General features: G+C 68.4%; 21 protein-coding genes. 13 read left to right on the plus strand and 8 right to left on the minus strand.

Annotated features, from left to right (window positions below; translation table 11 throughout):
- Nucleotides 1–71: 71 nt before the first annotated feature.
- The gene (locus OSC30_RS08460; protein ID WP_267171411.1) at nt 72–917 is read right to left on the minus strand and encodes an NAD-dependent epimerase/dehydratase family protein; all 846 of its coding nucleotides are present in this window, start codon (nt 915–917) and stop codon (nt 72–74) included.
- 6 nt (nt 918–923) lie between these two features.
- Between OSC30_RS08460 and OSC30_RS08465 the strand changes: the two genes are divergently transcribed.
- The 7 genes from OSC30_RS08465 to OSC30_RS08495 all read left to right on the plus strand — a co-directional run bounded on the left by OSC30_RS08465 (nt 924) and on the right by OSC30_RS08495 (nt 8,842).
- Entirely contained in the window at nt 924–1,463 is a 540-nt protein-coding gene (locus OSC30_RS08465; RefSeq protein WP_267171412.1) for a shikimate kinase, read from the plus strand.
- Nucleotides 1,460–2,569, plus strand: coding sequence for a 3-dehydroquinate synthase (aroB, locus tag OSC30_RS08470; protein WP_267171413.1), 1,110 nt, complete (start codon nt 1,460–1,462; stop codon nt 2,567–2,569). The genes OSC30_RS08465 and aroB overlap by 4 nt, the downstream gene beginning before the upstream one ends.
- A gap of 165 nt (nt 2,570–2,734) precedes the next feature.
- Nucleotides 2,735–2,995 (plus strand): WGR domain-containing protein, encoded by a 261-nt coding sequence (locus OSC30_RS08475; RefSeq protein ID WP_267171531.1) that lies wholly within the window; start codon nt 2,735–2,737, stop codon nt 2,993–2,995.
- 2 nt (nt 2,996–2,997) lie between these two features.
- The gene (hemE, locus tag OSC30_RS08480) at nt 2,998–4,068 is read left to right on the plus strand and encodes a uroporphyrinogen decarboxylase (protein WP_267171414.1); all 1,071 of its coding nucleotides are present in this window, start codon (nt 2,998–3,000) and stop codon (nt 4,066–4,068) included.
- 256 nt (nt 4,069–4,324) lie between these two features.
- Nucleotides 4,325–4,885: a hypothetical protein gene (locus OSC30_RS08485; protein WP_267171415.1), complete on the plus strand. Its 561-nt coding sequence runs from the start codon at nt 4,325–4,327 to the stop codon at nt 4,883–4,885.
- A gap of 176 nt (nt 4,886–5,061) precedes the next feature.
- Nucleotides 5,062–5,817 (plus strand): DUF4328 domain-containing protein, encoded by a 756-nt coding sequence (locus OSC30_RS08490; RefSeq protein ID WP_267171416.1) that lies wholly within the window; start codon nt 5,062–5,064, stop codon nt 5,815–5,817.
- Between the two features lie 175 nt (nt 5,818–5,992).
- Nucleotides 5,993–8,842, plus strand: coding sequence for a valine--tRNA ligase (locus tag OSC30_RS08495; protein WP_267171417.1), 2,850 nt, complete (start codon nt 5,993–5,995; stop codon nt 8,840–8,842).
- Between the two features lie 146 nt (nt 8,843–8,988).
- Here the strand turns inward: OSC30_RS08495 and rimI are convergent, their stop codons facing one another.
- The 3 genes from rimI to OSC30_RS08510 are packed head-to-tail and all read right to left on the minus strand — an operon-like array spanning nt 8,989 to nt 10,750.
- The gene (rimI, locus tag OSC30_RS08500; protein ID WP_267171418.1) at nt 8,989–9,465 is read right to left on the minus strand and encodes a ribosomal protein S18-alanine N-acetyltransferase; all 477 of its coding nucleotides are present in this window, start codon (nt 9,463–9,465) and stop codon (nt 8,989–8,991) included.
- A complete protein-coding gene (locus tag OSC30_RS08505) occupies nt 9,465–9,956 on the minus strand; it encodes a hypothetical protein (RefSeq protein WP_267171419.1) in 492 nt (163 codons plus the stop codon). Before OSC30_RS08505 ends, rimI begins: the two co-directional genes overlap by 1 nt.
- Nucleotides 9,953–10,750, minus strand: a complete 798-nt coding sequence (locus OSC30_RS08510; RefSeq protein WP_267171420.1) for a CDP-alcohol phosphatidyltransferase family protein — start codon at nt 10,748–10,750, stop codon at nt 9,953–9,955. The genes OSC30_RS08505 and OSC30_RS08510 overlap by 4 nt, the downstream gene beginning before the upstream one ends.
- 125 nt (nt 10,751–10,875) lie before the next feature.
- Between OSC30_RS08510 and OSC30_RS08515 the strand changes: the two genes are divergently transcribed.
- The 3 genes from OSC30_RS08515 to OSC30_RS08525 all read left to right on the plus strand — a co-directional run bounded on the left by OSC30_RS08515 (nt 10,876) and on the right by OSC30_RS08525 (nt 13,615).
- Nucleotides 10,876–11,298: a DUF4124 domain-containing protein gene (locus tag OSC30_RS08515; protein ID WP_267171421.1), complete on the plus strand. Its 423-nt coding sequence runs from the start codon at nt 10,876–10,878 to the stop codon at nt 11,296–11,298.
- 76 nt (nt 11,299–11,374) lie between these two features.
- Nucleotides 11,375–13,072 (plus strand): proline--tRNA ligase, encoded by a 1,698-nt coding sequence (locus tag OSC30_RS08520; protein WP_267171422.1) that lies wholly within the window; start codon nt 11,375–11,377, stop codon nt 13,070–13,072.
- Nucleotides 13,073–13,294: 222 nt separating this feature from the next.
- Entirely contained in the window at nt 13,295–13,615 is a 321-nt protein-coding gene (locus OSC30_RS08525) for an H-NS histone family protein (protein WP_267171423.1), read from the plus strand.
- A 586-nt stretch (nt 13,616–14,201) separates the two neighbouring features.
- Here OSC30_RS08525 and tldD read toward each other — a convergent pair.
- Entirely contained in the window at nt 14,202–15,641 is a 1,440-nt protein-coding gene (tldD, locus tag OSC30_RS08530) for a metalloprotease TldD (RefSeq protein WP_267171424.1), read from the minus strand.
- Between the two features lie 125 nt (nt 15,642–15,766).
- Between tldD and OSC30_RS08535 the strand changes: the two genes are divergently transcribed.
- Nucleotides 15,767–16,948, plus strand: a complete 1,182-nt coding sequence (locus OSC30_RS08535) for a sterol desaturase family protein (RefSeq protein ID WP_267171425.1) — start codon at nt 15,767–15,769, stop codon at nt 16,946–16,948.
- A 166-nt stretch (nt 16,949–17,114) separates the two neighbouring features.
- Here the strand turns inward: OSC30_RS08535 and OSC30_RS08540 are convergent, their stop codons facing one another.
- On the minus strand, nt 17,115–20,990 hold the full coding sequence (locus OSC30_RS08540; protein ID WP_267171426.1) for a YhdP family protein: 3,876 nt from the start codon (nt 20,988–20,990) through the stop codon (nt 17,115–17,117).
- Between the two features lie 39 nt (nt 20,991–21,029).
- On the minus strand, nt 21,030–22,502 hold the full coding sequence (rng, locus tag OSC30_RS08545) for a ribonuclease G (RefSeq protein ID WP_267171427.1): 1,473 nt from the start codon (nt 22,500–22,502) through the stop codon (nt 21,030–21,032).
- A gap of 141 nt (nt 22,503–22,643) precedes the next feature.
- On the opposite strand from rng, the gene OSC30_RS08550 reads away from it, so the two are divergent.
- Both OSC30_RS08550 and OSC30_RS08555 read left to right on the plus strand, forming a co-directional pair.
- Nucleotides 22,644–23,309 (plus strand): response regulator transcription factor, encoded by a 666-nt coding sequence (locus tag OSC30_RS08550; protein ID WP_267171428.1) that lies wholly within the window; start codon nt 22,644–22,646, stop codon nt 23,307–23,309.
- Complete coding sequence (locus OSC30_RS08555) at nt 23,306–24,667, plus strand: sensor histidine kinase (protein WP_267171429.1); 1,362 nt, start codon at nt 23,306–23,308, stop codon at nt 24,665–24,667. The genes OSC30_RS08550 and OSC30_RS08555 overlap by 4 nt, the downstream gene beginning before the upstream one ends.
- A gap of 57 nt (nt 24,668–24,724) precedes the next feature.
- On the opposite strand, the gene OSC30_RS08560 is transcribed toward OSC30_RS08555, so the two are convergent.
- Nucleotides 24,725–25,834 (minus strand): mechanosensitive ion channel family protein, encoded by a 1,110-nt coding sequence (locus OSC30_RS08560; RefSeq protein ID WP_267171430.1) that lies wholly within the window; start codon nt 25,832–25,834, stop codon nt 24,725–24,727.
- Nucleotides 25,835–25,930: the final 96 nt, after the last annotated feature.

Here is a 25,930-nt window from a genome sequence, read left to right on the forward strand (position 1 = left end):
TTCCCGCCGTTCCCGCGAGCCCCAACCCCTCACCTCGGTCCTCTCCCGGAGGGGAGAGGAAGAAGAGCGCATCACGCCCCCAACAACGCCGCATATCCCAACCGCGCATCCGGCCAGCGCGGCACGAAACCGCTCGCGCGCAGCCGCGCATTGCTGAGCCGCTTGCTGCCCACGCCGGCGGGCAGCGGCCCATCCGGCGGACGCGGCGCACCAACCACTCCGGCCAGATGGTCGTACAGCACATCCAGCGGCAGCGGTGTGTCATCCCCCCCCAAATAGAGCGGCCCGGCATCGGGCAACAGCAGCAGGTGCGCGATCGCCGCGGCCGCGTCATCCACATGGATGCGGTTGGCCCAATGAACCTGCCCACGCGGCACGGTCGCCTTCCCCGCGCGCAGCCGATCGATCAGCTGCAGCCGCCCGGGCCCGTACAAACCGGCCAGCCGCACCACCGTGGAAGGCACCGCTTGGCCGGCAAGCCAGCGCTCCGCTTCCAGCAATACGCTGCCGTTGAATCCCGGCGGCCGCGCGGGCGTGTCCTCGTCCACCCAGCCGCCGGCGTGGTCGCCATAGACCGCGCTCGAGGAGACGAACAACACGCGCTGCAGTGCCGTACCCTCGAGGGCGGCCAGCATGGCGCGCAAACCGCCCAGGAACACTCCCTCGTAGGTCGCGCGATCACGCGCATCCGGCGCCGGCAGGTAGACCAGCCGGTCGATGCCTGCGGGCAGACCACCTATGGTCGCGGGCGTCGTGAGGTCGCCGGCGAGCCAGTGGATACCCTCGTCGCGCGCCTCCGGCGGTCGCCGCCGCAGCGCGAACACTTCGTGCCCCTGCGCGCGCAGCCGCCGCGCCACGCGCAGCCCCACGTCACCGCAACCGGCCAGCAAGACGCGTTCGCCCGTGATTGCTAGCATGCGCGCATGAACCCCTCGTGCAACCTGTTCCTGATCGGCCCGACCGGTGCCGGCAAGACGTCGATCGGTCGACGCCTCGCCGCGCATTATGGCTTGCCGTTCCTGGATCTGGACCAGGAGATCGAGCGCCACTGCGGCGTGGACGTGCGGTGCGTATTCGAGATCGAGGGCGAGGCTGGCTTCCGCCAGCGCGAGAGCGCGCTGCTGGACGCGCTCAGCGCGCGTGCCGGCGTGCTGCTGGCCACCGGCGCCGGCGCAGTGCTGGATCCCGCCAATCGCCGGCACCTGGCCGAGCGCGGTTTCGTGCTGTGGCTCGACACGACCGTGGCGCAGCAGCTCGAACGCCTGGCACGCGACACCAAGCGCCCCTTGCTGGCCGGCGAGGATCGCCAGGCACGGCTGGAAGCGATGGCGCAGGTTCGCGCGCCGCTCTATCGCGAGATCGCCGACCTGCGCCTGCCCGGCGAACACGAAGGCGTGGCCACGGCGAGCGAGCGTTGCCTCGGTCTGCTCGAACAGCACTGGCAACGGCAACAGGCGGCATGAACGCATCGGACATCCGGACGATAGAAGTCGCCCTCGGCGCGCGCCGCTACCCGGTCTGGATCGGCCGCGGCCTGCTCGGTGACAGCGCTCGCTGGCGTGAGCGCCTGCGCGGGCGCCACGCGCTGGTGGTCAGCAACACCACGGTGGCGCCGCTTTACATGGAACGGCTGGCGCGGGGCCTCGATGGTCTGCACTGGTCGAGCTTCCTGCTGGAGGACGGCGAGGCGCACAAGACCTTCGCCAACGTCGGCCGCGCACTGCAGGCGCTGGCCACGCTCGGCGCCACCCGCGACGCCTGCGTGATCGCGCTGGGCGGCGGGGTCGTCGGCGACCTGGCCGGCTTCGCCGCCGCGTGCTGGATGCGCGGCATCGACTTCATCCAGGTGCCGACCACGCTGCTGGCGATGGTCGACTCCTCGGTCGGCGGCAAGACCGGCGTCAACCTGCCAGCCGGCAAGAACCTGGCCGGCGCCTTCCACCAACCGCTCGCTGTGGTGGCCGACATCGACACGCTGGCCACCCTGCCCGACCGCGAGTACCGCGCGGGACTGGCCGAAGTGGCCAAGGGCGCGGCCATCGGCGACGCCGATTTCTTCGTCTGGCTGGAAGCGCACGCCGACGCGCTTGTCGCCCGCGACACCGGCGCCGTGGTCGAGGCGATCGCGCGCAAGGTGCGCTACAAGGCCGGCGTGGTCGCCCGTGATGAAACCGAACAGGGCGAACGCGCCCTGCTCAACCTGGGCCATACCTTCGGCCACGCATTGGAAACCGCCGGCCACTACACCAAGCTGCTGCATGGCGAGGCGGTGGCGATCGGCATGGTGCTGGCCGCTCGCCTGTCCGAACGGCTGGGCATGAGCAACGCCCCCGATACCGCGCGATTGCAGCGACTGCTCGAGCGCCTGGGTCTGCCCATCGCGGTGCCCGCGGGCTCCGACGCGAAGCAGTTGCTTGCCTTGATGCGGCTGGACAAGAAGAACACCGCCGACACGTTGCGGCTGATCCTGTGGCGGGGCATCGGCCGGGCCGAAATCGTGGGAGGCGTCGACGAAGCAACCGTGATTTCCGTGCTGGAAGCGGCGCCCGCCACCACGACAGCATCGTAGGGTGGGCTTTAGCCCACCACCGGCCTTGCGGAAAACGCGCTGGCCGAAGCCCATCCTGCCGTTCGTATTCGTGGCGCCCACTCTTGGCGCCGCGCCTCGCCAGCATCGCGGCGGCCCTCTAGAATGATCGCCTTGCGGCACTCCCGCCGCACCATCACGGACGCCATGCGCCTCTACCTGCAAACCATGCCTGCCTCGGCCGAGGCCCCGCGCTACGTTCAGATCGTGCTCGAGCAGGATCTGCTCGGCGGCTGGACGCTGTACCGCGAGAGCGGCACCCAGGGCGGCAAGGCCACGCTCAAGCGCGAGCAGTTCCTCGAGCGCGACGCCGCCATCGCGGCGTTCGAGAAAACGCGCGACACGCAGTTGAAGCGCGGTTTCCGCGTGATGTTCGCCCAGGGCCTGGACGGCCCGCACGGACGCTAGCCATGACCGCCCCTCTCCAGAACGACCGCTTCCTGCGCGCGCTGCGTCGCGAGCCTACCGACACCACGCCGATCTGGGTGATGCGCCAGGCCGGCCGCTACCTGCCCGAGTACCGCGCTACCCGCGAGCGCGCCGGCAGCTTCATGGGTCTGGCGCAGAACCCCGAATTCGCCTGCGAGGTAACGCTGCAGCCGCTGGAGCGCTTCGATCTCGATGCGGCGATCCTGTTTTCCGACATCCTCACCATTCCCGACGCGATGGGCCTGGGGCTGTCTTTCGCCCAGGGCGAGGGCCCGCAATTTGCCCGCCCGGTCCGCAACGCCGCCGACATCGCGCGGCTGGCGGTGCCGGACATGGACGGCGAGCTGCGCTACGTGATGGATGCGGTGCGGCTGATCCGCCGGGAACTGGACGGCCGCGTGCCGCTGATCGGTTTTTCGGGAAGCCCGTGGACGCTGGCCTGCTACATGGTCGAGGGCCACGGTTCGCGCGATTTCGCCATGCTCAAGGCGATGTGCTGGAACGAGCCGGCGCTGGCCCATCAGTTGCTCGACACGCTGGCGCGCGCGGTCGCCGACTACCTGCGCGCCCAGGCCGCCGCCGGCGCGCAGGCGCTGATGGTGTTCGACACCTGGGGCGGCCTGCTTGGGCCGGCGCCGTTCCGCGAGTTCTCGCTGCGCTACATGCGCCAGGTGATCAACGCGCTGAAGGCCGACCCGCAGGCGCGCGAGCTGCCGGTGATCCTGTTCTCCAAGGGCGCCGGCGCGCACCTGGCCGAGATGGCCGACTCCGGCTGCGCCGCGCTCGGCGTGGACTGGACCATCGGCCTGGCCGATGCCCGCCGCGCGGTGGCCGGCAAGGTCGCCCTGCAAGGCAACCTCGACCCGTCCGTGCTGCGCTCCAACCCGGAGGTCATCCGCCACGAGGCGCGCGCCGTGATGGACAGCTACGGCAATCACCCCGGTCACGTGTTCAACCTCGGCCACGGCATCACGCCGGAAGTCGATCCGGAGCACGTCAAGGTACTGGTCGACGAAGTGCACGCGCACGGCCGCCGGCTGCGCGCGGGCTAGTGGCGGCTTAGCTCGTCGTCAGGCATCCGGTCACTGCCGCGGGTTCTGATATCCAAGATCGCTATCGCAGCGCACGCCTCAGCAGGCTGCCAGACGCTTCGCCCGTGGTTGAAGTCCCTGCCGTCGGCTGACGACGCCGCGCGAGGTTCAATTATTGCCACGAACTGCCGTTACCGTACTCGACAGTTTTGTGGACCGGTGTATGCCTTCAACCCTTCCCCCGTTTTGCCTTGCTCTCTTCCCGAAAGGTCATGTCGTGGAAAAGGCGCTACCTGTCAGTCCCATCCGGGGCAAGGGCTCGGCCGCCAAACGCGGCGTGTGCAGCGCACTCTTGTTCTTGTGGTTTCTTGGCGCGTTGCCAGTGGCTTTCATTTGCGTGGGCTCCTTTGGATGGGACCATCGCTTTGGCCACCCACCCTACGGAATCTGGGCATTCACCGCTGTCTATGTCCTGTTTGGCTGGGCCTTCTTCAGGGGCAGCCACCGGACAGCCGCAATGTTCACGCCCAACGTGGCCCGGCTCAAGGAAGCCGGTTTCGAACCTGAACTGGAACTGGTGAATGCCGAATGCTATGCCGGTTTCGCGCGGGCACAGGATCGGATCATCGTTCTCGACAACGTCCATAACACTGCGACCGAACTGCCGTTGAGCGATATCGACAAGGTCAATATCCATCGGAAGGCAAATGGCGATGGCTGGTCGGCCGTCGACCTGCTGACGCGTCGACTGGATCTTCCGAGGGTTCGGCTCAAGGTGAGACCGGCGCATATCGAAGATTGGCATGCGCGACTTCGGATCGTGCTGGACCTGGCATAGAAGTCGCTGCGCGGGGCAAATCTCGCAGGTCCCATCCGGGAAGACAGATCAGGACGATTGCTGTAGTGCGCGCGCCAATCGCGGGCTAGCACACCACCGCTTGCCCTGTCCATACCTCGGGCGCATGATGGGGCCGCCGGCGAATGGCCGGTCGGCAAAAGGCAGGGGGTGCCGTCATGTCGCGAGTCAATCCTTTCAGTGCGTCAGTTTCGGCGGCAGGGGACGCCGGACAACCGTACGTCTTCCGTTCACCGATCACGCTGGGCAACGGCGTGCGCGGCGTGCTGGCCGCCTTCGTGCTGCTCACGCTGGCGGTCGTTGCGGTGATGACCCATGGGCTGCAACTGCTGCAGCAGGGTATCGATGCCGGCATCAGCGCGGGACTGCAACAGGAACTGGCCAGCGCCGGTCAATTGCAGTTGAACCTGTTCCGCCTGCAACTGGTGCTGATGCTCGCCTGCTATGTCTGGGCCGGTTGCTGGATCTACCGGGTGGCCCGCAACGTCAGGGCGCTGGGGGCCCGCGGTCTGGATGATTCGCCTGGTTGGGCGGTGGGCTGGTACGCCGTGCCGGTGATGAACCTGGTGCGCCCGATGCGCGCGCTCACCCAGGTCTGGCTGGCGTCGCATGCGCCGGCGCGCTGGCAGAAGCTCGGCACGCCGGGCCTGCTTGGCGCCTGGTGGGGCTTCTGGATCGCGGGCAACCTGTCCTACTGGTTCGTTACGCAGTACTTGCGTCCGGAGCACACCTTCGAAGGGCTGCATACCCAGCAGTTGCTGCTGTTGTGCGGGCAGGCGTTGAACCTGGCTGCCGCGGCGCTGTTCCTGCTGGTGGTGTCGCGCCTCACGCGGGCGCAGGTGCAGGAACACGAGCGCCAGCAGGCCGCGCCCGCGGCGCCCACGCCCTCGCTGGCCGACGCCTTCGTGGCGTAAGCGACCCGGGCAGAACTGATCGCGCCCTGGCCCTGGCTCATCCCGAGCCAGGGCTTTCGGCCGCCTGCATACCCGCGCCATATCCAGCGCGCTTGGGGCGATCACGCGCGCCCCGTACAATCACCGGCTCACCTTCCATGACGCGCGCCCCGTGGCGCGCCATCGCGAGCCTCCGATGGACAAGAGTTTCGAGCCCGGCCAGATCGAATCGAAGTGGTATGCCCACTGGGAACAGCGCGGCGCGTTCCGGCCGAGCGGCCAGGGCAAGCCCTACAGCATCCTGCTGCCGCCGCCGAACGTCACCGGCACGCTGCACATGGGCCACGCTTTCCAGCAGACCGTGATGGACATGCTGATCCGCTACCAGCGCATGCGCGGCATGAACACGCTGTGGCAGGTCGGCACCGACCACGCCGGCATCGCCACGCAGAAGATCGTGGAGAACCAGCTGGCCGCGGAGGGCAAGTCGCGGCACGACCTGGGCCGCGAGCCGTTCGTCGAGCGCGTGTGGAAGTGGAAGGAAGAGTCCGGCTCGACCATCACCAACCAGATGCGCCGGCTGGGCGTGGCCGCCGACTGGTCGCGCGAGCGCTTCACCATGGACGAAGGCCTCTCCGCCGCCGTGCGCAAGGTGTTCGTGCGCTGGTACCGCGACGGCCTGATCTACCGCGGCAACCGGCTGGTGAACTGGGACCCGGCGCTGGGCACGGCCGTATCGGACCTGGAGGTCAACAACGTCGAGCGCGACGGCCACATGTGGTCGATCCGCTACATGTCCGCCGACGGTGCCGGCTCGGTGGTGGTCGCCACCACCCGCCCGGAAACCATGCTGGGCGACGTGGCGGTGGCGGTGCATCCGGAAGACGAGCGTTATGCGCACCTGATCGGTACGAAGCTGCACCTCCCGCTCTCCGGCCGGCAGATCCCGGTGATCGCCGACGACTACGTCGACCGCGAGTTCGGCACCGGCTGCGTGAAGATCACCCCGGCGCACGACTTCAACGACTACGCCATCGGCCAGCGCCACAAGCTGGAGCCGATCAACATCTTTACCCTGGATGCCAAGGTCAACGACAGCGCCCCGCAGAAATATCGCGGGCTGGACCGCTACGAGGCGCGCAAGGCGGTGCTGGCGGACCTGGAAGCGATCGGCCTGCTGGTCGAAACCAGGCCGCACAAGCTGCAGGTGCCGGTGAGCCAGCGCTCGGACGCGGTGATCGAGCCGATGCTGACCGACCAGTGGTTCGTCGACCTGACTTCCGGGGTGCTGGCCGATGGCCGCCCCGGTGGGCGCACCGCCATCACCGAGCCGGCGCTCGAAGCGGTGCGCTCCGGCGCGATCCGCTTCGTCCCGGAAAACTGGACCACCACCTACACGCAATGGCTGGACAACATCCAGGACTGGTGCATCAGCCGCCAGCTCTGGTGGGGCCACCGCATCCCGGCCTGGTACGACGAGGCGGGCAATATCTTCGTGGGCGAGGACGAGGCCGACGCGCGACGCCACGCCACCACCGAGCCGGTCGGCACGTTGCGCCAGGACGAGGACGTGCTGGACACCTGGTTCTCCTCGGCCCTGTGGCCGTTCTCCACGCTGGGCTGGCCGATGCAGGGCCCGGTGAAGAACCAGCGCGGCGAAGTGGTCGCCAACTGGGAGCAGGACAAGCTGTTCCTGCCCAGCGCGGTGCTGGTCACCGGCTTCGACATCATCTTCTTCTGGGTCGCGCGCATGGTGATGGCGACCCTCTACTTCACCAAACAGGTGCCCTTCCGCGAGGTCTACATCAACGCCATCGTGCGCGACGCCGAAGGCCAGAAGATGTCCAAGTCCAAGGGCAATACGCTGGACCCGCTGGACCTCATCGACGGCATCGGGCTGGAACCGCTGGTGGACAAGTCCACCCGCTCGCTGCTGATCCCGCAGGTGCGCGAAAAGGTCGAGAAGCGCATTCGCAAGGAATACCCGCAAGGCATCCCGGCGATCGGTACCGACGCGCTGCGCTTCACCTTCGCCGCGCTGGCCAGCTACAGCCGCACGATCAACTTCGACATCAAGCGCGCCGAGGGCTACAAGGCGTTCTGCAACAAGCTGTGGAACGCGGCGCGCTTCGTGTTGATGAACCTGCCCGAGGGCGAGGTTCCCGCACCGACCGGATGGCCGGTCACCGAGGCAGAGCGCTGGATCCTGACGCGCCTCAAGCAGACGTTGACCGAGGCCGGGGAACACTTTGCCACCTACCGCTTCGATCTGCTGGCGCAGGCGCTCTACGAGTTCGTGTGGAACGAGTACTGCGACTGGTTCCTGGAGCTTTCCAAGCCTGCCCTGAGCAACGCCGAAGGGACGGCGCTCAACGGCGACGACCAGGCCGCCGCCTCCACCCGGCACACGCTGCTGGTGGTGCTGGAGACCGTGCTGCGCGCGCTGCATCCGGTCATTCCGTTCATCACCGAGGAAATCTGGCAGGCGGTGGCGCCACGGTTGGGCGTCCAGGCACCGAGCATCATGGAGCGCCCGTGGCCGGACGCCGCGGCGCTGCCGACCGACGAGACGGCCAGCGCCGAGATCGAATGGGTCAAGGCGGTGCTTTCGGGCATCCGCCGCATCCGCTCGGAAATGAACATCGCGCCCGGCAAGACCATTCCCTTGCTGCTGGCCGATGGCGAGGTGGCCGATCGCGCGCGCGCGACCAAGTTCGCCGCACAGATCACCTTCCTCGCGCGCACCGACGCGCCGCAGTGGATCGAACCCGGCGCCGACGAGCCGGCCGCGGCCGCCGTGGTAGTCGGCAGCCTGCGCGTGATGATTCCGCTGGCCGGGCTGATCGATCTGGGCGCCGAGAAGACCCGGCTGGCCAAGGAAATCGCCCGCATCGAGGGCGAGATCAGGAAGTGCGAAGGCAAGCTGGGCAACGCCAACTTCGTGGCCAACGCGCCGGCCGAGGTGGTGGCGCAGGAGCGCCAGCGCATCGTCGACTGGGGTACGCAACTGGAAGCCCTGCGCGAGCAGGCGCGCAAGCTCGGCTGAGCAGGCTCCTCGCCGTCACCCGAGGGCCCACATGCAGGAGCGCACCTGTGCGCGACGCGGCGGCATCCGGTCGCGCACAGGTGCGCTCCTCAGATAGCCTCGAACTGCCGCTCTTGTGCTGTCGCTTCCGCCCCCGGAAGTTCGTCTCAGGGCGATGCCGGCTCGCGATCCAGCGCCATCACGATGGCGTCCTCGCGGCCACCCTGGGCGGGGTAATAGCGCGGCCGGCGGCCGATCTGCCTGAAACCGATCGACTCGTACAGCTGTTGCGCCACCGGATTCGATGGGCGCACTTCCAGGAACACGCGCTCGGCGCCGCTCCAGCGCGCCACGTCGAGCAGCCGGCCGAGCAGGTGTCGTCCCAGGCCCTGCCCGCGCCAGTCCGGGCCGATGCACAGATTGAGCACGTGCGCCTCGCCAGCGGCCACCGACAGAATGCCGTAGCCGGCCAGTTCGCCGTCGCTGCACAGCACCCAGCACGGGTGCCCGGCCTTCAGGCAGTCGCTGAAGATTCCGGACGACCAGGGGAATTCATAGGAGGCGGTTTCCATCGCGCTGACCGCCGCCAGGTCCTCGCGCCGCATGGCGCGGATCTCGACGCGCGGGCGGGCCACCGCGACCATCACGCGCCCCCGGGCACCGCCAGCGCGCGCCGCAACTGTCGCAGCGCGGTCCACAACCGGCGCTTGCCGGTGCCATGGGCAAGCACCTGCGGTGGCTCGTCGGCCAGCACGATCTGCGCCTGGTTCATCACCGCGGCGGGCAACTCGCGCCCGAGCGCGTGCGCCTGCGCCTGGCCGAACACCAGGTAGGCGCGCACCGGTGGCACGGCGACGGCGGGCTGGCCATCCTTGACCAGAATGCGACCGGCCCGCGCCAGCTCCGGGCCATAGGCGGCGAGCGCACGACCCAGCAGATCCAGTTCGCGCGGTGCGCAACCGTCGGGCAGCACCACGATGCAGGACGCCGGTGCCACCGCCGGATTCACCTCGGGAGACGCCGCCGGCTGGGCTGCCGCCGCAGCCGCGCGGCGCACCCATGGCGTGACGCCCAGCGCCCGCAGCATCCGGGCGCGGCGTGACACGGGCCCGCAACTGGCCGGCGCGGCGCTCATGGCCTGACGTGACGCGTCCGCCGGCGATGCGCGGCGCGGCCCCACAGGGTCACCACCGGGCCGGACAGCAGGTACAGCGTGAACACCACGAACAGCACGCGCGGCGGGTCGATCAGGAACGGCACCAGCACCAGCACGCCGACCAGCACCCACAGGAACGGCACGCGGTCGCGGTCGCCCATCGGCAGCGATTTGAAACTGTAATAGCGGAAGCGGCTGACCATCAGCAGACCCACCACGATGGCGACCACCAGCGTGACGAAGCAAAGCTCCCGACCGCTGATGGCCAATCCCTCCGAGCGGAACTTCTCGACGCTCCACACGAACGACATGCACACGGCCGCCGCCGCTGGACTGGCCAGGCCCTGGAAGTAGCGCTTGTCGATCACCGCCACCTGGGTGTTGAAGCGGGCCAGGCGCAACGCTGCGCAGGCGGCATACAGGAACGCCGCGGCCCAGCCGATCTTGCCCCACATCGGGCCGAAGTCGCGCAACGCGGACAGCGACCAGTTGTACATCACCAGCGAGGGCGCCAGGCCGAAGCTGACCAGGTCCGACAGCGAGTCGTACTGCACGCCGAACTCGCTCTGGGTGCCGGTCAGCCGCGCCACGCGGCCGTCCATGCCGTCCAGCACTGCCGCGACGAAGACCGCGATCGCCGCCTCGGTGTAGCGTCCGCCGATACTCGCCACCACCGCGTAATAGCCGGCGAACATCGCCGCGGTGGTCACCAGGTTCGGCAGCAGGTAGATGCCCCGGTGGCGGGGTGTGCGGACTGGCGTGTTCTCGCTCATGCAACGATCCGTGACGGAATGCGCGAGAGTGTAAACCATCGCCCGTCAACGGCCGCCGCATGCTTGAGTCCGGCCGTCCGGAGTGTTAACTAGTGCCGGGGGCCTTACGCCCTTCGGAGAATCCCATGCGTCGCCTGCCCCTTGCCCTCGTGTTGCTGCTGCTCGCACCCGCGGTCGCCGCGCAGGTGTACACGTGGACCGACTCCCATGGCACCGTGCATTACTCCGAAACCCCGCCGCCGCAGGGTACGCAGTACAAGCGCATCAGCTCCAGCGGCGTGGAACAGCCCGTGTCGGCCACCCCGGCTCCCACGCCGCCGCCCGCCAAAGCGGCGGCGGCCAGCCCGGCCAGCACCGGCGAGCTGCCCAATACGCCCGAAAATCGCACCAAGGTGTGCAGCTCGCTGAAGGCCAACCTGGACCTGCTCAAGGGCGAGGAAGGCGTCGTGCTGGAGCAGGACGGCCAGTCCGTGCCGCTGGACGACACCCAGCGCAGCCAGCAGATCGCGCTGGCCGAGCAGCAGTACAGCCAGTACTGCAGCCAGTAGACCCCGGCGCGTTTTTCGCGCGTAAGCCGGGGAAGGCCAACGTATAATCGGCCTCTTTGCCCCCGGATTACCCGCCATGCGCCTCAGCCAATTCCACCTGGCCACTGTCAAGGAAGTTCCCGCCGACGCCGAAATCGCCAGCCATCGGCTGATGCTGCGCGCCGGCATGATCCGCAAGCTGGCCTCCGGGCTGTACACCTGGGCGCCACTGGGCCTGCGCGTCCTGCGCCGGGTCGAAAACGTGGTGCGCGAGGAGATGAATCGCGCCGGCGCGATCGAAATGCTGATGCCGGCGGTGCAGCCCAGGGAGCTGTGGGAGGAAACCGGCCGCTGGGAAAAATTCGGCGGCCAGCTGCTGAAGATCAAGGACCGCAAGGAGCAGGAATTCTGCTTCGGCCCCACCCACGAGGAAGTCATTACCGACTTCGCCCGCAACGAGCTGAAAAGCTACAAGCAGCTTCCGGTCAATTTCTACCAGATCCAGACCAAGTTCCGCGACGAGATCCGCCCACGCTTCGGCGTGATGCGCGCGCGCGAATTCTTGATGAAGGACGCCTATTCCTTCCACCTGTCGTCCGAGTCGCTGGGCGACACCTATGGCGTCATGTACCAGGCCTACTCGCGCATTTTCACCCGGCTGGGACTGAAGTTCCGTGCGGTGCAGGCCGATACCGGCGCGATCGGCGGCAATGCCAGCCACGAATTCCAGGTGCTGGCCGATTCGGGCGAGGACGCCATCGCTTTTTCCGACGGTTCCGATTACGCGGCCAACATCGAAAAGGCCGAGGCACTCGCGCCTGCCACGACGCGCCCCGCTCCGGCGGCCGAGCTGGAACGCGTGGATACGCCCGTGCAAAAGACCATTGCGGACGTCAGTGCATTCCTAGGCGTTTCGCCGCAGCAGTGCGTCAAGACGCTGCTGGTGCGCGGACGCGACGGACTGGTCGCCCTGTGCCTGCGCGGCGACCATGAGATCAATGAAGTAAAGGCCGCCAAACTGGCCGAATTGCCCGATGAATCGGTGCTTGCCCCGGAACAGGAAATCCTGTCCGCCACCGGTACGCGCCCCGGTTTCATCGGCCCGGTCGGCCTGCCCGATACCATCCCGGTGATCGTCGACCGCAGCGCCGCAGTATTGGCCGATTTCGTGTGCGGTGGCAATGCCGACGGCACCCATTACACCGGCGCCAACTGGGAACGCGATGCGCGCATTACCCGGGTGGAGGATATCCGGCAGGTCGTCGAGGGCGATCCTTCGCCCGACGGCCACGGCACGCTGCACCTCGCCCGCGGCATCGAAGTGGGCCACGTGTTCCAGCTCGGCCCCAAATATGCCCAGGCGCTCGGCGCCACGGTACTGGACGACCAGGGCAAGGCGCAGGTGATGATGATGGGCTGCTACGGCATCGGCGTCAGCCGCATCGTGGCGGCGGCGATCGAACAGTCCCACGACGAGGCCGGGATTATCTGGCCCGAAGCCATGGCGCCCTGGCGCGTGGCCGTTTGCATCATCAACCCGAAAAACCTGCCCCACGTGGCCGAGGCGGCCGAGGCGCTGTACCGCAATCTGGAGCAACGCGGTATCGAAACGGTACTGGACGACCGCGGCTTGCGCCCCGGCCAGATGTTCGCCGACCTGGAATTGATCGGCATTCCGCATCGGGTCGTGGTAAGCGAAAGGGGCCTGTCCGCGGGCACGCTCGAATACCGCCGCCGCGGGGAGGCGGAAAACCGCGCCATTACCGAGGACGAACTGTTCACACTGCTGGCGTGAAAGTAAGTCCCGATTGCCGCCGCACCGGTATTACTGTGCAGCCCAGTTCGGCAATTAAGCGGGTCGGTTATGCGCAGCGGATCGCATTATTTCGCCGCGCAGGATAATCGGGCCTTTTGCAATTGCCCCCGTCAATGGGCGAGAATGCGCCCGGAACAGGAAGCACCGCTCTCATTGACGAGAGGCGACACACATAATCGAAGACTTTCCGGGAGCCCACGCATGGCAGTCGATATCAAGAACCTCAATCACAACCAGCTCAATGAATTGATCAGCAAGGCGCAGGTGCGCCAGACCGAGCTGCGCAAGGAAAAGGTCGCCAAGCTGCGCGAAAAGATCCACGCCATGGTCAAGACCGAAGGCTTTGCCATGGAGGATGTTTTCGGCGGCACCCGCAAGGCGCGTCGCAGCACCGGTACGGTGGCGCCGAAGTACCGCAATCCGGGCAATCCGGAGCAGACCTGGTCCGGCCGCGGCAAGCGCCCGCGCTGGTTCAACGATGCGCTGAAGGCCGGCAAGAAGGAAAAGGATCTGGCGATCTGATTCGCCGGCTGCCATGAAATGAGAAAAACACCGGCCCTGGCCGGTGTTTTTTTTTGCCCGCTCTTTTCGCTTTGCGGCGATCCTGGGCGCTCCGAAGAAGATACGGTCCGGTCGCAGCGCGGCGCTCCGGCCGGGCCCTCTCCCGCCCTTCGCGCATCCTCTGCCGGAGGGAGAACGATTCACGCGACAGTGCTTCGACTTCGGCTGCGCCTATGCTCGGCGCGAGGGGGTTTGTGCCACGCGGCGCCGAATCCTCACCTGGCCTTTGCCACTCTCTCGCCGGAGGAACCCGAAAAGATTCCACGGGTTCGCAGCTGCCTTGTAAGGAGCCTCGAACAACTCCCTTCGCGCGACGCTTTTGTAGAGCCTACTTGTGGGCGATGCCCTTACGCCCGATTGCACCGCCAAAAGCATCGCCCACAAGTGGGCTCCTACTGTGGCATCGGAAGCTTTCGGGGCTTTTCGAGGCTCCCTGTAGGAGCGCACCTGTACGCGACCGCGATACAGGTCGCGCCCAGGCGATCCTGCAAACGCGCGCAAAAGCCCCCGCTCGGCTCCCGGACGAAACGCGAGGAAGCAGAGCGCGTCAGGCCGCCGTGCCGCCCACCGTCATGCCGTCGATCTTCAGCGTCGGCTGGCCCACCCCCACCGGCACGCTCTGGCCGTCCTTGCCGCACACGCCGATGCCCTCGTCGAGCTTGAGGTCGTTGCCGATCATCGAGACCCGGGTGAGCACCTCCGGGCCGGCACCGATCAGCGTGGCGCCCTTGACCGGCGCCGTGAGCTTGCCGTCCTCGATCAGGTAGGCCTCGGAGGCGGAGAACACGAACTTGCCGCTGGTGATGTCCACCTGGCCGCCGCCGAAGTTCACCGCGTACAGCCCGCGCTTGACCGAGCCGATGATCTCGGCCGGATCATGCGAACCCGCGCGCATGTAGGTGTTGGTCATGCGCGGCATCGGCAGCTGCGCGAACGATTCGCGACGGCCGTTGCCGGTGGGCTTCATGCCCATCAGGCGGGCGTTCAACTTGTCCTGCATGTAGCCGACCAGGATGCCGTCCTCGATCAGCGTGGTGCATTCGCTGGGCGTGCCTTCGTCGTCCACGCTGAGCGAACCACGGCGGTTGGGCAACGTGCCGTCGTCGACCACGGTGACACCGGGCGCGGCCACGCGCTGGCCCATGCGGCCGGCGAAGGCGGAACTGCCCTTGCGGTTGAAGTCGCCTTCCAGGCCGTGCCCGATGGCCTCGTGCAGCAGCACGCCGGGCCAGCCCGGGCCGAGTACCACGGTCATCTGGCCGGCCGGCGCGTCGACCGAATCGAGGTTGACCAGCGCCTGGCGCACCGCCTCGTCGGCGAAGGCCAGCGCGCGGCCGTTCTCGATCAGTTCGCGGTAGCCGTAGCGGCCGCCGCCCCCGCCGCTGCCCTGCTCGCGCCGGCCGCTGGATTCGGCGATCACCTGCACGTTCAGGCGCACCAGCGGGCGCACGTCCGCCGCCAGGGTGCCGTCGGCGCCGGCCACCAGGACGGTGTCCATGGTGGCGGCCAGGCTCACGATCACCTGCTTGACTCGCGGGTCGCGCGAGCGGGCGTAGGCGTCGACCTCGCGCAGCAACGCGATCTTGTCCGGATTGGGCAGGCTCTCGACCGGGTCCAGGGCGGGATACAGAGCCCGCGCGCCGTTGAGCGCCAGCGGCTTGCCCGCGCCCTGCCCGTCCTGCGCGATCGCGCGGGCGGCCTTCGAGGCCTCCAGCAACTGCGGCAGCACGATCTCGTCCGAATAGGCAAAGCCGGTCTTCTCGCCGCTGATCGCGCGCACGCCCACGCCCTGCTCGATCGAATGGCTGCCGTCCTTGACGATGCCTTCCTCCAGCAGCCAGGACTCGCTGCGCGAGTGCTGGAAATACAGGTCCGCCGCGTCGATCGACGGCCCCATCAACTGCGCGAACACGCGCTCCAGGTCGGTGGTGGCCAGGCCACCGGGGGCCAACAGCTTGTTCTCGACGTGGGCAATGAGTGAATCCATGGAACCGGCAACCTTGAGGCGAAAGGGGTGAATATCCCACATGGGGTCGCACCCGGCCCTTTAAACCACGCCGCGCCCGGCTGCCGCTACCATGCGCCGCAACCACCCAAGGAAGAGGCCGCACCATGAACAGGGAAACCAGGCGCCGGCTCACGCGCGAGCTGCTGGACAACGCCGTGAAGGCGCCCATCGACGAAACCCACGAATTGCTGCAACGCCATGGCGCCCTGCGCCCGGGCGCGGGCAAGCTCAGTAGCGTGGTGGCCCTGTCGCTGGGCTTCCTCGCCCTGCTGGCGGTGCTGGCCTTCCATTTCCCGCAGTACCTGACCACCCCCGACCTGCGCCATCAGTACTCGATCGACGTGCTGCGCCAGCTGCTGCTGGTGGCGCTGCTGGTCGCCGGCGGCATGTCGCTGGGCAACCTGGTGCTGGGGCGCCAGCGCAACCTCAACCTGGTCGCCTTTGCGCTGGTGCTCGCCGCCACCGCGCTGGGTGGCTCGCGCGTGCCGGTGGGCAATTTCCCCGACCACACGCCCTACATCGGGCTGGACTGGTTCATCCTGGACCTGCTCGGCTCCACGCTGGTGTTCGTGGTGATCGAGAAGCTGTTCCCGCTGTACAAGGGACAGACGCTGTTCCGCGCCGAATGGCAGACCGACCTGAAGCATTTCGCGGTCAACCATTTCATCGTCGGCCTGGCGCTGTTGAGCGTGAACTTCCTGCTGCACCATCTGTTCGGCTGGTTGGTCAGCAGCGGCTTCCAGCAGGCCGTGCAGCACATCGCGTTCGTGCCGCAGCTGCTTCTGTGCGTGCTGGTGGCGGACCTGGCGCAGTACTGGACGCATCGCGCCTATCACGAGGTGCCGTTCCTGTGGCGCTTCCACGCCGTGCACCACAGCGTCAAGACGATGGACTGGCTGGCCGGCTCGCGCCAGCACATGCTGGAGCTGATGGCCACGCGCGTGTGCGTGCTGGCGCCGCTGTACATCCTCGGCTTCTCCGAGGCGGTGATGAACGGCTACATCCTGATCGTCGGCTTCCAGGCGGTGTTCAACCATGCCAACGTGCACCTGCCCTGGGGGCCGCTGAAATACCTGGTGGTGACGCCCGACTTCCACCACTGGCACCACGCCTCCGACGAGGAGGCGATCGACCGGAACTATGCGGCGCATTACGCCTTCCTCGACCATCTTTTCGGCACGGCGGTGAAATCGCCCAAGGTATTTCCCGAAAAGTACGGCGTGGTGGGCGACTACATGCCGGACGGGTTCGTGCGGCAGCAGCTGTTTCCGTTCCGGCGGAAGTAGGCACGAATCGCGCGGGTAGCGCACGGTAAGGGCGCACCATTCGCCCTGGGTCTCTCCCCTTCAACGGGAAGGATTCAAGGCGCAGCGCCACGTTTCGAGTCCTCCTCCGCGAGCGCGTCGGAGGGTGCAGACAAGTGGTCGGGGCGTCCTTGCGACAATCCCGGCTTCAGCGCGCCGCGCTGCTCGCCGGCGCGGGCGCCGGCTGCGCCTCGTGCTTCTCGACCAGGGTGAACACCGGCTTTTCCCAGCTCCCGGTGACGTGGTAGCGCGCGCTGGCGGCCTTGTTCAGCCCCTTGCCGAGCAGCCCCTGCACGGCGAAGCCCGCGGCGGCGCCGACCGGCCCGGCGACCACCGCACCGACTACCGGCAGGCTGTTGCCCACGTGTGGCACCACGTAGACGCGCTGGTCGTAGTCGCGCGCGCGCAGGCCGGTGCGGCCGGTGATGTCGATGTCGGCCGCCGGCCCGCGCATTTTCAGGTTGTCGGTGGTCGCGTTGCCATCGGCGAAGCGGAAATCGCCCTTGATCGAATCGAACGCCAGGCCCTTGCCGAACACGTCGCCGAAATCGAGCGTGAGCCGGCGCGGCAGGTCCGCCACGGATACCAGCCCGAACAGGCGTCCGACGCCCGGCCCGACCTCGGGAATGCGCCCGTGGCTGACGTCGACGCCGAGCGTGCCGTCCATCGTGGCCAGCGCGAACGAGGTGGGTGCGCCGGGCCAGCGCGCGTCCAGCAGCGCGTGGGTCTTGCCGCCGCTGAACAATCCCTCGTAACCGAACGCGGTGAGCATGCTGCCGAGGTTCTGGGCGGCGAAGTCAATGCGCATGTGGGTGTAGCTGGCCTGCGCGTCGCCGTTCCAGTCGCCGCCGGCGTTGAGCTGCACGCTCTTGGACAGCGCGCGCAACTGGTCGATGTGCATGCCTTGCGCGGTCGGCCAGGTTTCCAGCCGCGCCTCGCCGAGCCGGGCCGCACCCAGCCGCAGGTCGCCGACCCACAGGTGGAAGGGCGGCAGCGAGGCCGGATCGATGCCGGTGGCGGCAGGGTCGACGGGCGCCGATGGCGAGCCTGGCGGCGACAACACCGATTCCGGTGTCGCAGGCTCCGCCGCCTGCGGGTTGTCGGGCGCAGGTTTGCCGGTGCCTGCCTGCGGTGTCGCCTGCGGCCAGTACAGGCGCTGCAGGCGGGCAGTGATGCCGCGCTTGCGCAGATCCGTGGCCGGCACATCCACATGCCCGGCCAGCGCGGGGCTGTCCACGTCGATCGCCAGCGCGTCGGGCTTGGGCACCGCATTGATGTGCATGTCGGGGAAATCGTGCTCGAACACCAGCGCGCGGTCGGCGCTGGCGTCGATGCTCTCCAGCCCCGGCCCGTCGCCGCTGTTGCCGGCGACCGCGTGCTGCACCCATCCGGACACGTCCAGCGCCGCGGCATGGCCGCGGATGCGCAGGCCCTTGGCCGGCAGGCTGTCCGGCATGCTGTTGCCGAAGTCGATCGACGCGGCCAGCGGCTGGGTGTCACCGACCGGCAGGCGGAAGCGTGCGCGCATCACCTCGCCCAGCGCGACCTCAAGGCTGGCGCCCTCCACCGGCACGCCCAGCACCAGGTGCAAAGGCAGCATGGCCTCGGCCGGCTTGGCCAGCGGCACCGGCAGCTTCAGCGCCGTGCCGGCCAGGGTGCTGTCCACGCTCAGCGTCTGCACCAACGCATCGCCGCTGCCGCGGGTGATGTCGAAGCCGAGCGTGTATTCGCTGCGGCCGGCCGCGGCGGCGCCCAGCCAGTCCAGTTGCGGATAGCCCTGCACCAGTTCATCGAAGGCGTAGCGGCCTTCCAGCCGCGCCGACAGCACCGTGTCCGCACTGGCCGTGGCGCCGGCGATGCGCAGGTCCAGCGAGGATGGCTGGCCGCGGAAGCCGCCCGCCAGCGGACCGGCGTGCAGGCCGTGGGCGTCGAAACTCACCGGCCCGCTCAGCCTGGCCAGCTTGAGTTTCCACTCGGGTGCGGCTACGTCCATGTCCTTCAGGCGAGCGCTGCCGTCCAGCCGCATCGCGGCCGTGTCCTTCAGCGGCAGCGACAGGTGGAAGTCGAACGCGCCGGTGCCGCCCAGCTGCAGCTTGGCGAGCGTGTCGTTCTGCTCGCGGGCGATCGGACTGTGCTGGACGAACTGCAACAGGCTGGCGACGCTGCCGCTGCCTTTGGCGTTGAGGTCCAGCGTGGTATCGGCGAAGTCTGGAATCAGCGCGACCGCATGTTCCAGCTTAATCCCCAGCGAACCCCCGGCCGTCACCTCGGCCAGCATGCCGTTGTTGATGAAGCGCGCGTCCAGCGCCAGGCCTTCGGCCTGTGGCCAATTCTCGCCGTAGTTCAGGGTGAGGCCGCTGATCCGCGCGTTCGCCTCGAAGCGGCCCTCGTTGTGGCGGAACGGCCAGTCGGCCAGGCTGCCGCGCACGACCAGTCCCCCCTCCACCGTACCGGCGATCAGCGCCCGGTCCAGCCATTCAATGGCGGTGGGCGACATCGAATGGAGTGGCCAGAACATCTTGGCCGCGGTCACTTGGGCCTGGTCGATGCGTGCATACAGGTCCAGGAACGGCCGCCCGCCGTCGTCCGGCAGCGCCACCGTGCCGCGGGCGCTGCCTCCGAACCCGGCTCCTTCGAAGGTCAGCGGATCGACGCCAATCTGCCAGGCGCCGCCGGCGTGCCAGGCCGCCACGCGGGCAGCCAGCCGCGACAGTGCGAAAGGCTGGCGGAAGCGATCGGCCAGGTCGATCACGGTGGCCTGCGCCGGCAACTCCAGCGCGAACCCCTGCGCATCGCCGCGCAGTTCGCCCGCAAGGTTGCTGACGCCCGGCATCGGCCCGACGGCATCGATACCGGCCTTGGCGAACGTGGCATGGAGCCGCTCCACCCCCTTGTCGCGCGACCATTGCAGCGAGGCCTGCTCCAGCACGGCACGGGGATGGCCACCGCCCAGCCAGGCGCCAAGCGCGGGCGAAAGATCGCGCTTGAGCGCCAGCCACGGCAGCAGCGGCGCAAGGTCCAGTCGACGTGCGGCCAGGCCCACGCGCAATGGACCATCGGGCTGGTGCACGGCCAGCGCCAACGCGCCGCCATCGTCGGTGGCGTAGCGCACGTCGTAGCCGTCGGCGCGCGGGCTGATGCCGGCCAGCCCGCGCAGGTCGGGCATGCGCGCGGTGCCGGCGGGACCTTCGATGGCCAGATCGGCCAGGTCGAAACGCAGCGTGGCGCGCACCACCTTGCGATCCTTCCAGTCCAGCCAGGCCGCCAGGCTGCCGGTGCCACTCCTGGCCGTATAGCCGTCCATCGCCACGTCGCCGAGCAAGGTGCCCAGGTCGAGTCGGTCGCCGGCCAGCCACAGGCGGCCGGCGCTGCCGTCCTCGCGGAAGCTGCCGGCGCCGTGCCATTGCCCGCTGGCGCCTTCGCGCTGCAGCACGACCCCGAAGCGCACGCGGTTGCCCTGCCGGCTCAGCCGCAACTGGTCGGCCAGCACCGCGTAGCGGCGGCCGCTGGCCTCATCGGTGACGATCAGGTGCAGGTCGCGCAACCAGATGTCCAGCGAAACCGGCCCCATCGAAAAGTCCTGGCGCGCGCCGCCCTGCGGCCCGCCGATGCCGTTGACGTGCCAGCGGCCCTGCGCATCGTGGCTGAGATCCAGCTCCAGCCCGCGCGCGCGCAGGTTGAGCAGGTGCCGCGAGGGCAGCAGCCAGCTGCCGAAGTCGATCTTGAGTTCGGACTCGGGCAGCCGCAGCGGACTGCCGCCGCCGGCACCGGGTCCGATGGTGACGTCGCGCATCACGAAAAGCGGCCCGGCGCCGCGCCAGTGCCCTTCCATCGAGGCGAAGCTCACCGGCCGGTGCAGGCGCTCGCTCAACTGCGCGGCCACCCATTGCGGATGGCGAGCCAGCAGTGGCAGCAGCAACTGGGCCAGCGCCACCAGCACGGCCAACGCGACCACCGTGATGCCGGCGCCCCAGCCGAGCGCGCGCAAAGCCAGATGCAGGCGCTGTCGCCAGCGCGCGTTCACCTCGTTCCGTCCAGGTCGGCGTTGCGGGCAATCCCTCGCTTACAGCAAGACCACATCGAATTGTTCCTGCGAATAATGCTCTTCCGGCTGAAAGCGTATGCTCTTGGAGATGAACTCCTCCAGTTCGGCGACCGCGATGGATTCTTCTTCGAGGATGCGCGTGACCACCTTGGGACTGGCCATCACCAGCAGCTTCTCGGCGTTGAACTGGCGCACCGCGCGGGTGATCTCACGGAAGATCTCGTAGGTCACCGTTTCGGCGGTCTTGACGGTGCCGCGCCCGCCGCAGGCCGGGCACGGCTCGCACAGCTGCCGTTCCAGGCTCTCGGTGGTGCGCTTGCGGGTCATCTCCACCAGCCCCAGCGCCGACATCGGGTAGACCGTGGTCTTGGCGTGGTCGCGCGCCAGGCCCTTCTCCAGCATGCGGATGACCTGTCGCTTGTGCTCCTCATCGTTCATGTCGATGAAGTCGATGATGATGATGCCTCCCAGGTTGCGCAGCCGCAGTTGGCGCGAGGCGGCCTGCGCCGCCTCCAGGTTGGTGCGGTAGACCGTCTCTTCCAGGTTGCGCGTGCCCAGATAGCCGCCGGTATTGACGTCGATCGTGGTCATCGCCTCGGTCTGGTCGACGATCAGGTAGCCGCCGGACTTGAGCGGCACTTCCTTTTTCATCGCGCGCTGGATCTCGTCCTCCACGCCGTACAGGTCGAAGATCGGCCGCTCGCCGGAATAGTGCTCGATGCGGTCGTCCAGGTTCGGCATGAACTTGTGCACGAACTTGACCACTTTCTCGTAGGTCTCGCGCGAGTCCACGCGTACCTTCTCGATGTCGTCGGTGAGCATGTCGCGCAGGCTGCGAAGCGGCAGCGAGAGTTCTTCGTAGACGCGCTCGCCGACCTTTGCCTTGGCGATGTTCTCCTGCACCACGCGCCAGACCTTACTCAGGTAGGTCACGTCGAAGGCCAGCGATTCGGCCGACTGTCCCTCGGCATTGGTGCGCACGATATAACCGAGCGGATTTTCGCCGATCAGCCCGCCGAGCACGTCTTTCAGCCGCGAGCGCTCCTCCTCGTCCTCGATGCGGGCGGAAATGCCGAGCGTGCGCGCGTGCGGCAGCAGCACCAGGTAGCGCGAGGGAATCGACAGGTGGGTGGACAACCGTGCGCCCTTGCTGCCGATCGGGTCCTTGACCACCTGCACCACGATGTCCTGGCCTTCGTGCACCAGCTCGCTGATCGAGGGCGTATGGCCATTGCCGTGCGCCTCTGCGCCTTCGGGCAGCGGCGGGCGCACGATGTCCGAGGCGTGCAGGAACGCCGCCCGGTCCAGCCCGATTTCGACGAACACCGCCTGCATGCCGGGCATCACCCGTTGCACGCGGCCCTTGTAGACGTTGCCCACGTAACCGCGGCGGGAGGCGCGCTCGACGTGCACCTCCTGCAGCATGCCGTTCTCGACCACGCCCACGCGGGTTTCACGGGGCGTCACATTGATCAGGATCTCTTCGCTCACACCCACCCCCGATGACCTCCGGCCTTTATAGCGTTTGCGTGCGCAAACTGTCGATGTTGCCGCATGCGCATAGGGCGCACTCCAGCCCGCGTCGACGCTGCGGTGGGCTCAAGCCCGCCCGACTGGTTAGACTCGGCCCGCATGAAACTCCTGCTGGTGGAAGACTCCGAACGCTTGCGTACCACGCTGCAGCATGGCTTGCGCGGGGCGGGCTTTACCGTGGATGCCGCCGCCGATGGCGTCGACGCCAAGGGCTTCCTGGCCAGTTACGACTACGACCTGGTGGTGCTGGACCTGATGCTGCCGCGGCTCGACGGCCTGGGCGTGCTGCGCGCCCTGCCCGCCGGCGGCCGGCGTCCGCGCGTGCTGGTGCTGTCCGCGCGCGACCAGGTCGGCGACCGCATCGAGGTGCTCAACGCCGGGGCCGACGACTATCTGGTCAAACCGTTCGCTTTCGACGAGCTGCTTGCCCGCCTGCACGCGCTGGCGCGTCGGCCGCAGCAGGCGCAACCGGTGGTGCTCAGTCACGGCGCGCTGGCATGGGATCCGCTGGGCCAGCGCGCCAACGTCAAGGGGGAGCCGCTGCCGCTCACCCCGCGCGAATTCGCACTGCTCGGCCTGCTGTTGCGGCACCGCGGGCGGGCATTCACGCGCCAGGAAATCCTCGAGCGTACCGCCGGCAGCGATACCGACGTCTCCGACCGCAGCGTCGAGGTGCTGGTGTTCGGCCTGCGCCGCAAGCTCGACGCGGCCGGGCTGGCCGGCCTGATCGAGACCCGCCGCGGCGCCGGCTACCTGATTCCGTGAAACCGCCCTCGCTCGCCGCGCGCATCACCCTGTTGCTGGTCGCCACCAGCCTGGCGGTACTGGGCGGTGGCGCGCTGGTGATGGACCTGCGCATCGACCAGGCGATGGAGGCGCGCTTCCGCGAGAATCTGCTGACCCAGGCGCAGGCGCTGACCACGGTGGTGGAGGTGGAGCAGGCCGCCGGTGCCGCGCGCGCGCCGCCCAGCCTGCTGGTCGACGAGGGCCGCGCCTGGTACGAGCTGCGTTGCGAGGGGCTGCCGCCCCAGCGCAGCTCGCCGCCTCCGCCGACCGTCCCGGACGACTGGCCGCGCGCGGCCGACGGCACCCCGCGCTTTGCGAACCTGCGACACGCACGCGGGCCGTTCGCCGCGGTGATGTTCAGTTTCCAGGACCCGTCCGTCAGCCACCCGCCCACGCGTCGCTGCGCCTTGTTGTTCATGCAGGATCGCCGTTCCTTCGACCGGCTGCTGATCACGCTGGACTGGATCCTCGCGCTGGGGCCGGCACTGGCGCTGCTGGTGGCGCTGGCGGCGGTGCCGCTGATCGTGCGGCGCGGCCTGGCACCGGTACGCGCGCTGGTCGAGCGCATGCGCGACATCGGCCCGCACGCGCCGGGCGAGCGCCTGACCGCCAGCGGCATGCGCGAGCTCGATCCGCTGGTGGCGCGCTTCAACGACGTGCTCGTGCGGATGGACGAAGGCCTTGCCCGCGAGCGCCAGTTCGCCAGCGGCTTGGCTCACGAGACGCGCACGCGGCTGGCCGAGCTGCGTGCCCTGGCCGAGGTCGAAGCGCGCTACCCCAGCGGGCGCGGGCTGCCGCAGATCCTCGGCGAGATCGGACAGATCGGCGCGGAGCTGGAAGCGACGGTGTCGGCATTGCTGCTGCTCACCCGCCTGAAGTCCGGCCTGGAGCAACCGCAGCGCCAGCCGCTGGGGTTCCGCCCCTGGCTGGAGCGCCAACTCCAGCGCCAGCGCGCACCGGCAAGCCAACGCGGCCTGACGCTGGCCGTGGACGGCACGCCGCCGGCGAACCTGCACACCGACCCGGCCCTGCTCGAAGTCGTCCTGGGCAACCTGCTGGGCAACGCCTGCGCGTATGCACCGTCCGGCGATACCGTGCAGGTCCGGCTTGGCGCGGACGGTCTGCGCATCGGCAATGCGGCGCCCGGGCTCGAACCAGCCGACCTGGCCCGGCTGGGTCAGCGCTTCTGGCGCAAGCAACCCCCGCACGCCGGCCACGCGGGGCTGGGCCTGGCGCTTGCCCATGCCGCCGCCGAGGCGCTGGGCATGGGCCTGCGCTTCGAGCTGGAGGGCGGGCGGGTGTACGCCGTTCTGGCCTGGAGCCTTGCCGAACCGTAGGGTGGACTTCAGCCCACCATGCCCGTCGCGGAAACGGCTGGTGGGCTGAAGCCCACCCTACGGGAGTTCATCGGCCAGGCCGCCGCGTCCATCATCGGTGCGTTCCGGCAGCTCCTGCACCTCCGCCCGCATCCGCGGCAGGCTCTGCGGGTAATGCTGCTGCACGAACTTCAGCATGCCCTCGCGCACGTGGCAGCGCAGGTCGAAATTGCTGCCCGAATCGGCCGAGCTGGCCAGGATGCGTATCTGCAGCGTGCGATCGGTGGTGTCGGTCACCTGCAGTACGCACACGCGCCGGTCCCACTGCGGCGCCTCCTCGCACAACCGCTTGGCTTCCGCGCGCAGCGGTTCCAGCGGCACGCGGTAGTCCAGCCACAGGTAGACCGTGCCGATCAGTTGCGAGCTGGAGCGGGTCCAGTTCTGGAACGGGTTTTCGATGAACCAGTTCAGCGGCACCACCAGCCGCCGCTCATCCCAGATGCGCACCACCACGTAGGTGCCGGTGATTTCCTCGATGCGCCCCCACTCGCCCTCGATGATCACCACGTCGTCCAGCCGGATCGGCTGGGTGATGGCGATCTGCAGCCCGGCGATCAGGTTGCTCAGCACCGGTTTGGCGGCCAGGCCCACGGCCAGGCCAGCCAGGCCGGCCGAGGCGAGCAGGCTGGTGCCGATCTGGCGCACGCCGGGGATCATCATCAGGCAGGCCGCCAAGCCGATCAGGATGAGCAGCACCGAGCCGGTGCGACCCAGCACCCGCGCCTGCGTAAGCACCCGCCGAGCACGCAGGTTGTTCTTGGTGTCGACCGGGAAGCGGCGGGAGAAGAAGAACTCCGCGGCGTTGATGCAGCGAACGCCCAGCCAGGTCGCCACCGCGATCAGCGCGATCACCAGCACCTGCTCGATGGTGCCGGCCACGTGCAGGTCCTGCGCTTCCGGCCGTGTACGAAGCGCGATCACCAGCACCAGCAGCGGCACCAGCCAACCCATCGGCGCGCGCGCCTGCTTGAGCATCTCGCGCACCATCGGATGACCGTCGCTGAGGCGCCACAGCAGCGCGCGCACCAGCCGGTGAACCACGATCGCCACCAGCAAGGCAATGATCACGGTCACGCCCAGGCGGACCCAGGGCTGGCCGTTCCAGATCTCCAACAGGTTTTCCGTCATGACCCCACCCTGCCCGCCCTCGCGTTCACGGGGCGTGGGCAGGCCATCGTCGGAGCGTTCAGGCCCGCATCCGTAGGACGTAGGGTGGGCTTCAGC

The organism is Frateuria hangzhouensis (assembly GCF_026410505.1).
Classification (GTDB): domain Bacteria; phylum Pseudomonadota; class Gammaproteobacteria; order Xanthomonadales; family Rhodanobacteraceae; genus Frateuria_A; species Frateuria_A hangzhouensis.

What these genes read in the sequence shown, in the direction of transcription:
- OSC30_RS08560 (WP_267171430.1), bottom strand. Translation starts at nt 25,834, where the DNA reads ATGACGGAAAACCTGTTGGAGATCTGGAACGGCCAGCCCTGGGTCCGC.
- tldD (WP_267171424.1), bottom strand. Translation starts at nt 15,641, where the DNA reads ATGGATTCACTCATTGCCCACGTCGAGAACAAGCTGTTGGCCCCCGGT.
- hemE (WP_267171414.1), top strand. Translation starts at nt 2,998, where the DNA reads ATGACCGCCCCTCTCCAGAACGACCGCTTCCTGCGCGCGCTGCGTCGC.
- OSC30_RS08550 (WP_267171428.1), top strand. Translation starts at nt 22,644, where the DNA reads ATGAAACTCCTGCTGGTGGAAGACTCCGAACGCTTGCGTACCACGCTG.
- OSC30_RS08515 (WP_267171421.1), top strand. Translation starts at nt 10,876, where the DNA reads ATGCGTCGCCTGCCCCTTGCCCTCGTGTTGCTGCTGCTCGCACCCGCG.
- OSC30_RS08490 (WP_267171416.1), top strand. Translation starts at nt 5,062, where the DNA reads ATGTCGCGAGTCAATCCTTTCAGTGCGTCAGTTTCGGCGGCAGGGGAC.
- OSC30_RS08525 (WP_267171423.1), top strand. Translation starts at nt 13,295, where the DNA reads ATGGCAGTCGATATCAAGAACCTCAATCACAACCAGCTCAATGAATTG.
- OSC30_RS08460 (WP_267171411.1), bottom strand. Translation starts at nt 917, where the DNA reads ATGCTAGCAATCACGGGCGAACGCGTCTTGCTGGCCGGTTGCGGTGAC.
- rimI (WP_267171418.1), bottom strand. Translation starts at nt 9,465, where the DNA reads ATGGTCGCGGTGGCCCGCCCGCGCGTCGAGATCCGCGCCATGCGGCGC.
- OSC30_RS08465 (WP_267171412.1), top strand. Translation starts at nt 924, where the DNA reads ATGAACCCCTCGTGCAACCTGTTCCTGATCGGCCCGACCGGTGCCGGC.
- OSC30_RS08475 (WP_267171531.1), top strand. Translation starts at nt 2,735, where the DNA reads ATGCGCCTCTACCTGCAAACCATGCCTGCCTCGGCCGAGGCCCCGCGC.
- aroB (WP_267171413.1), top strand. Translation starts at nt 1,460, where the DNA reads ATGAACGCATCGGACATCCGGACGATAGAAGTCGCCCTCGGCGCGCGC.
- OSC30_RS08535 (WP_267171425.1), top strand. Translation starts at nt 15,767, where the DNA reads ATGAACAGGGAAACCAGGCGCCGGCTCACGCGCGAGCTGCTGGACAAC.
- OSC30_RS08495 (WP_267171417.1), top strand. Translation starts at nt 5,993, where the DNA reads ATGGACAAGAGTTTCGAGCCCGGCCAGATCGAATCGAAGTGGTATGCC.
- OSC30_RS08505 (WP_267171419.1), bottom strand. Translation starts at nt 9,956, where the DNA reads ATGAGCGCCGCGCCGGCCAGTTGCGGGCCCGTGTCACGCCGCGCCCGG.
- OSC30_RS08520 (WP_267171422.1), top strand. Translation starts at nt 11,375, where the DNA reads ATGCGCCTCAGCCAATTCCACCTGGCCACTGTCAAGGAAGTTCCCGCC.
- OSC30_RS08510 (WP_267171420.1), bottom strand. Translation starts at nt 10,750, where the DNA reads ATGAGCGAGAACACGCCAGTCCGCACACCCCGCCACCGGGGCATCTAC.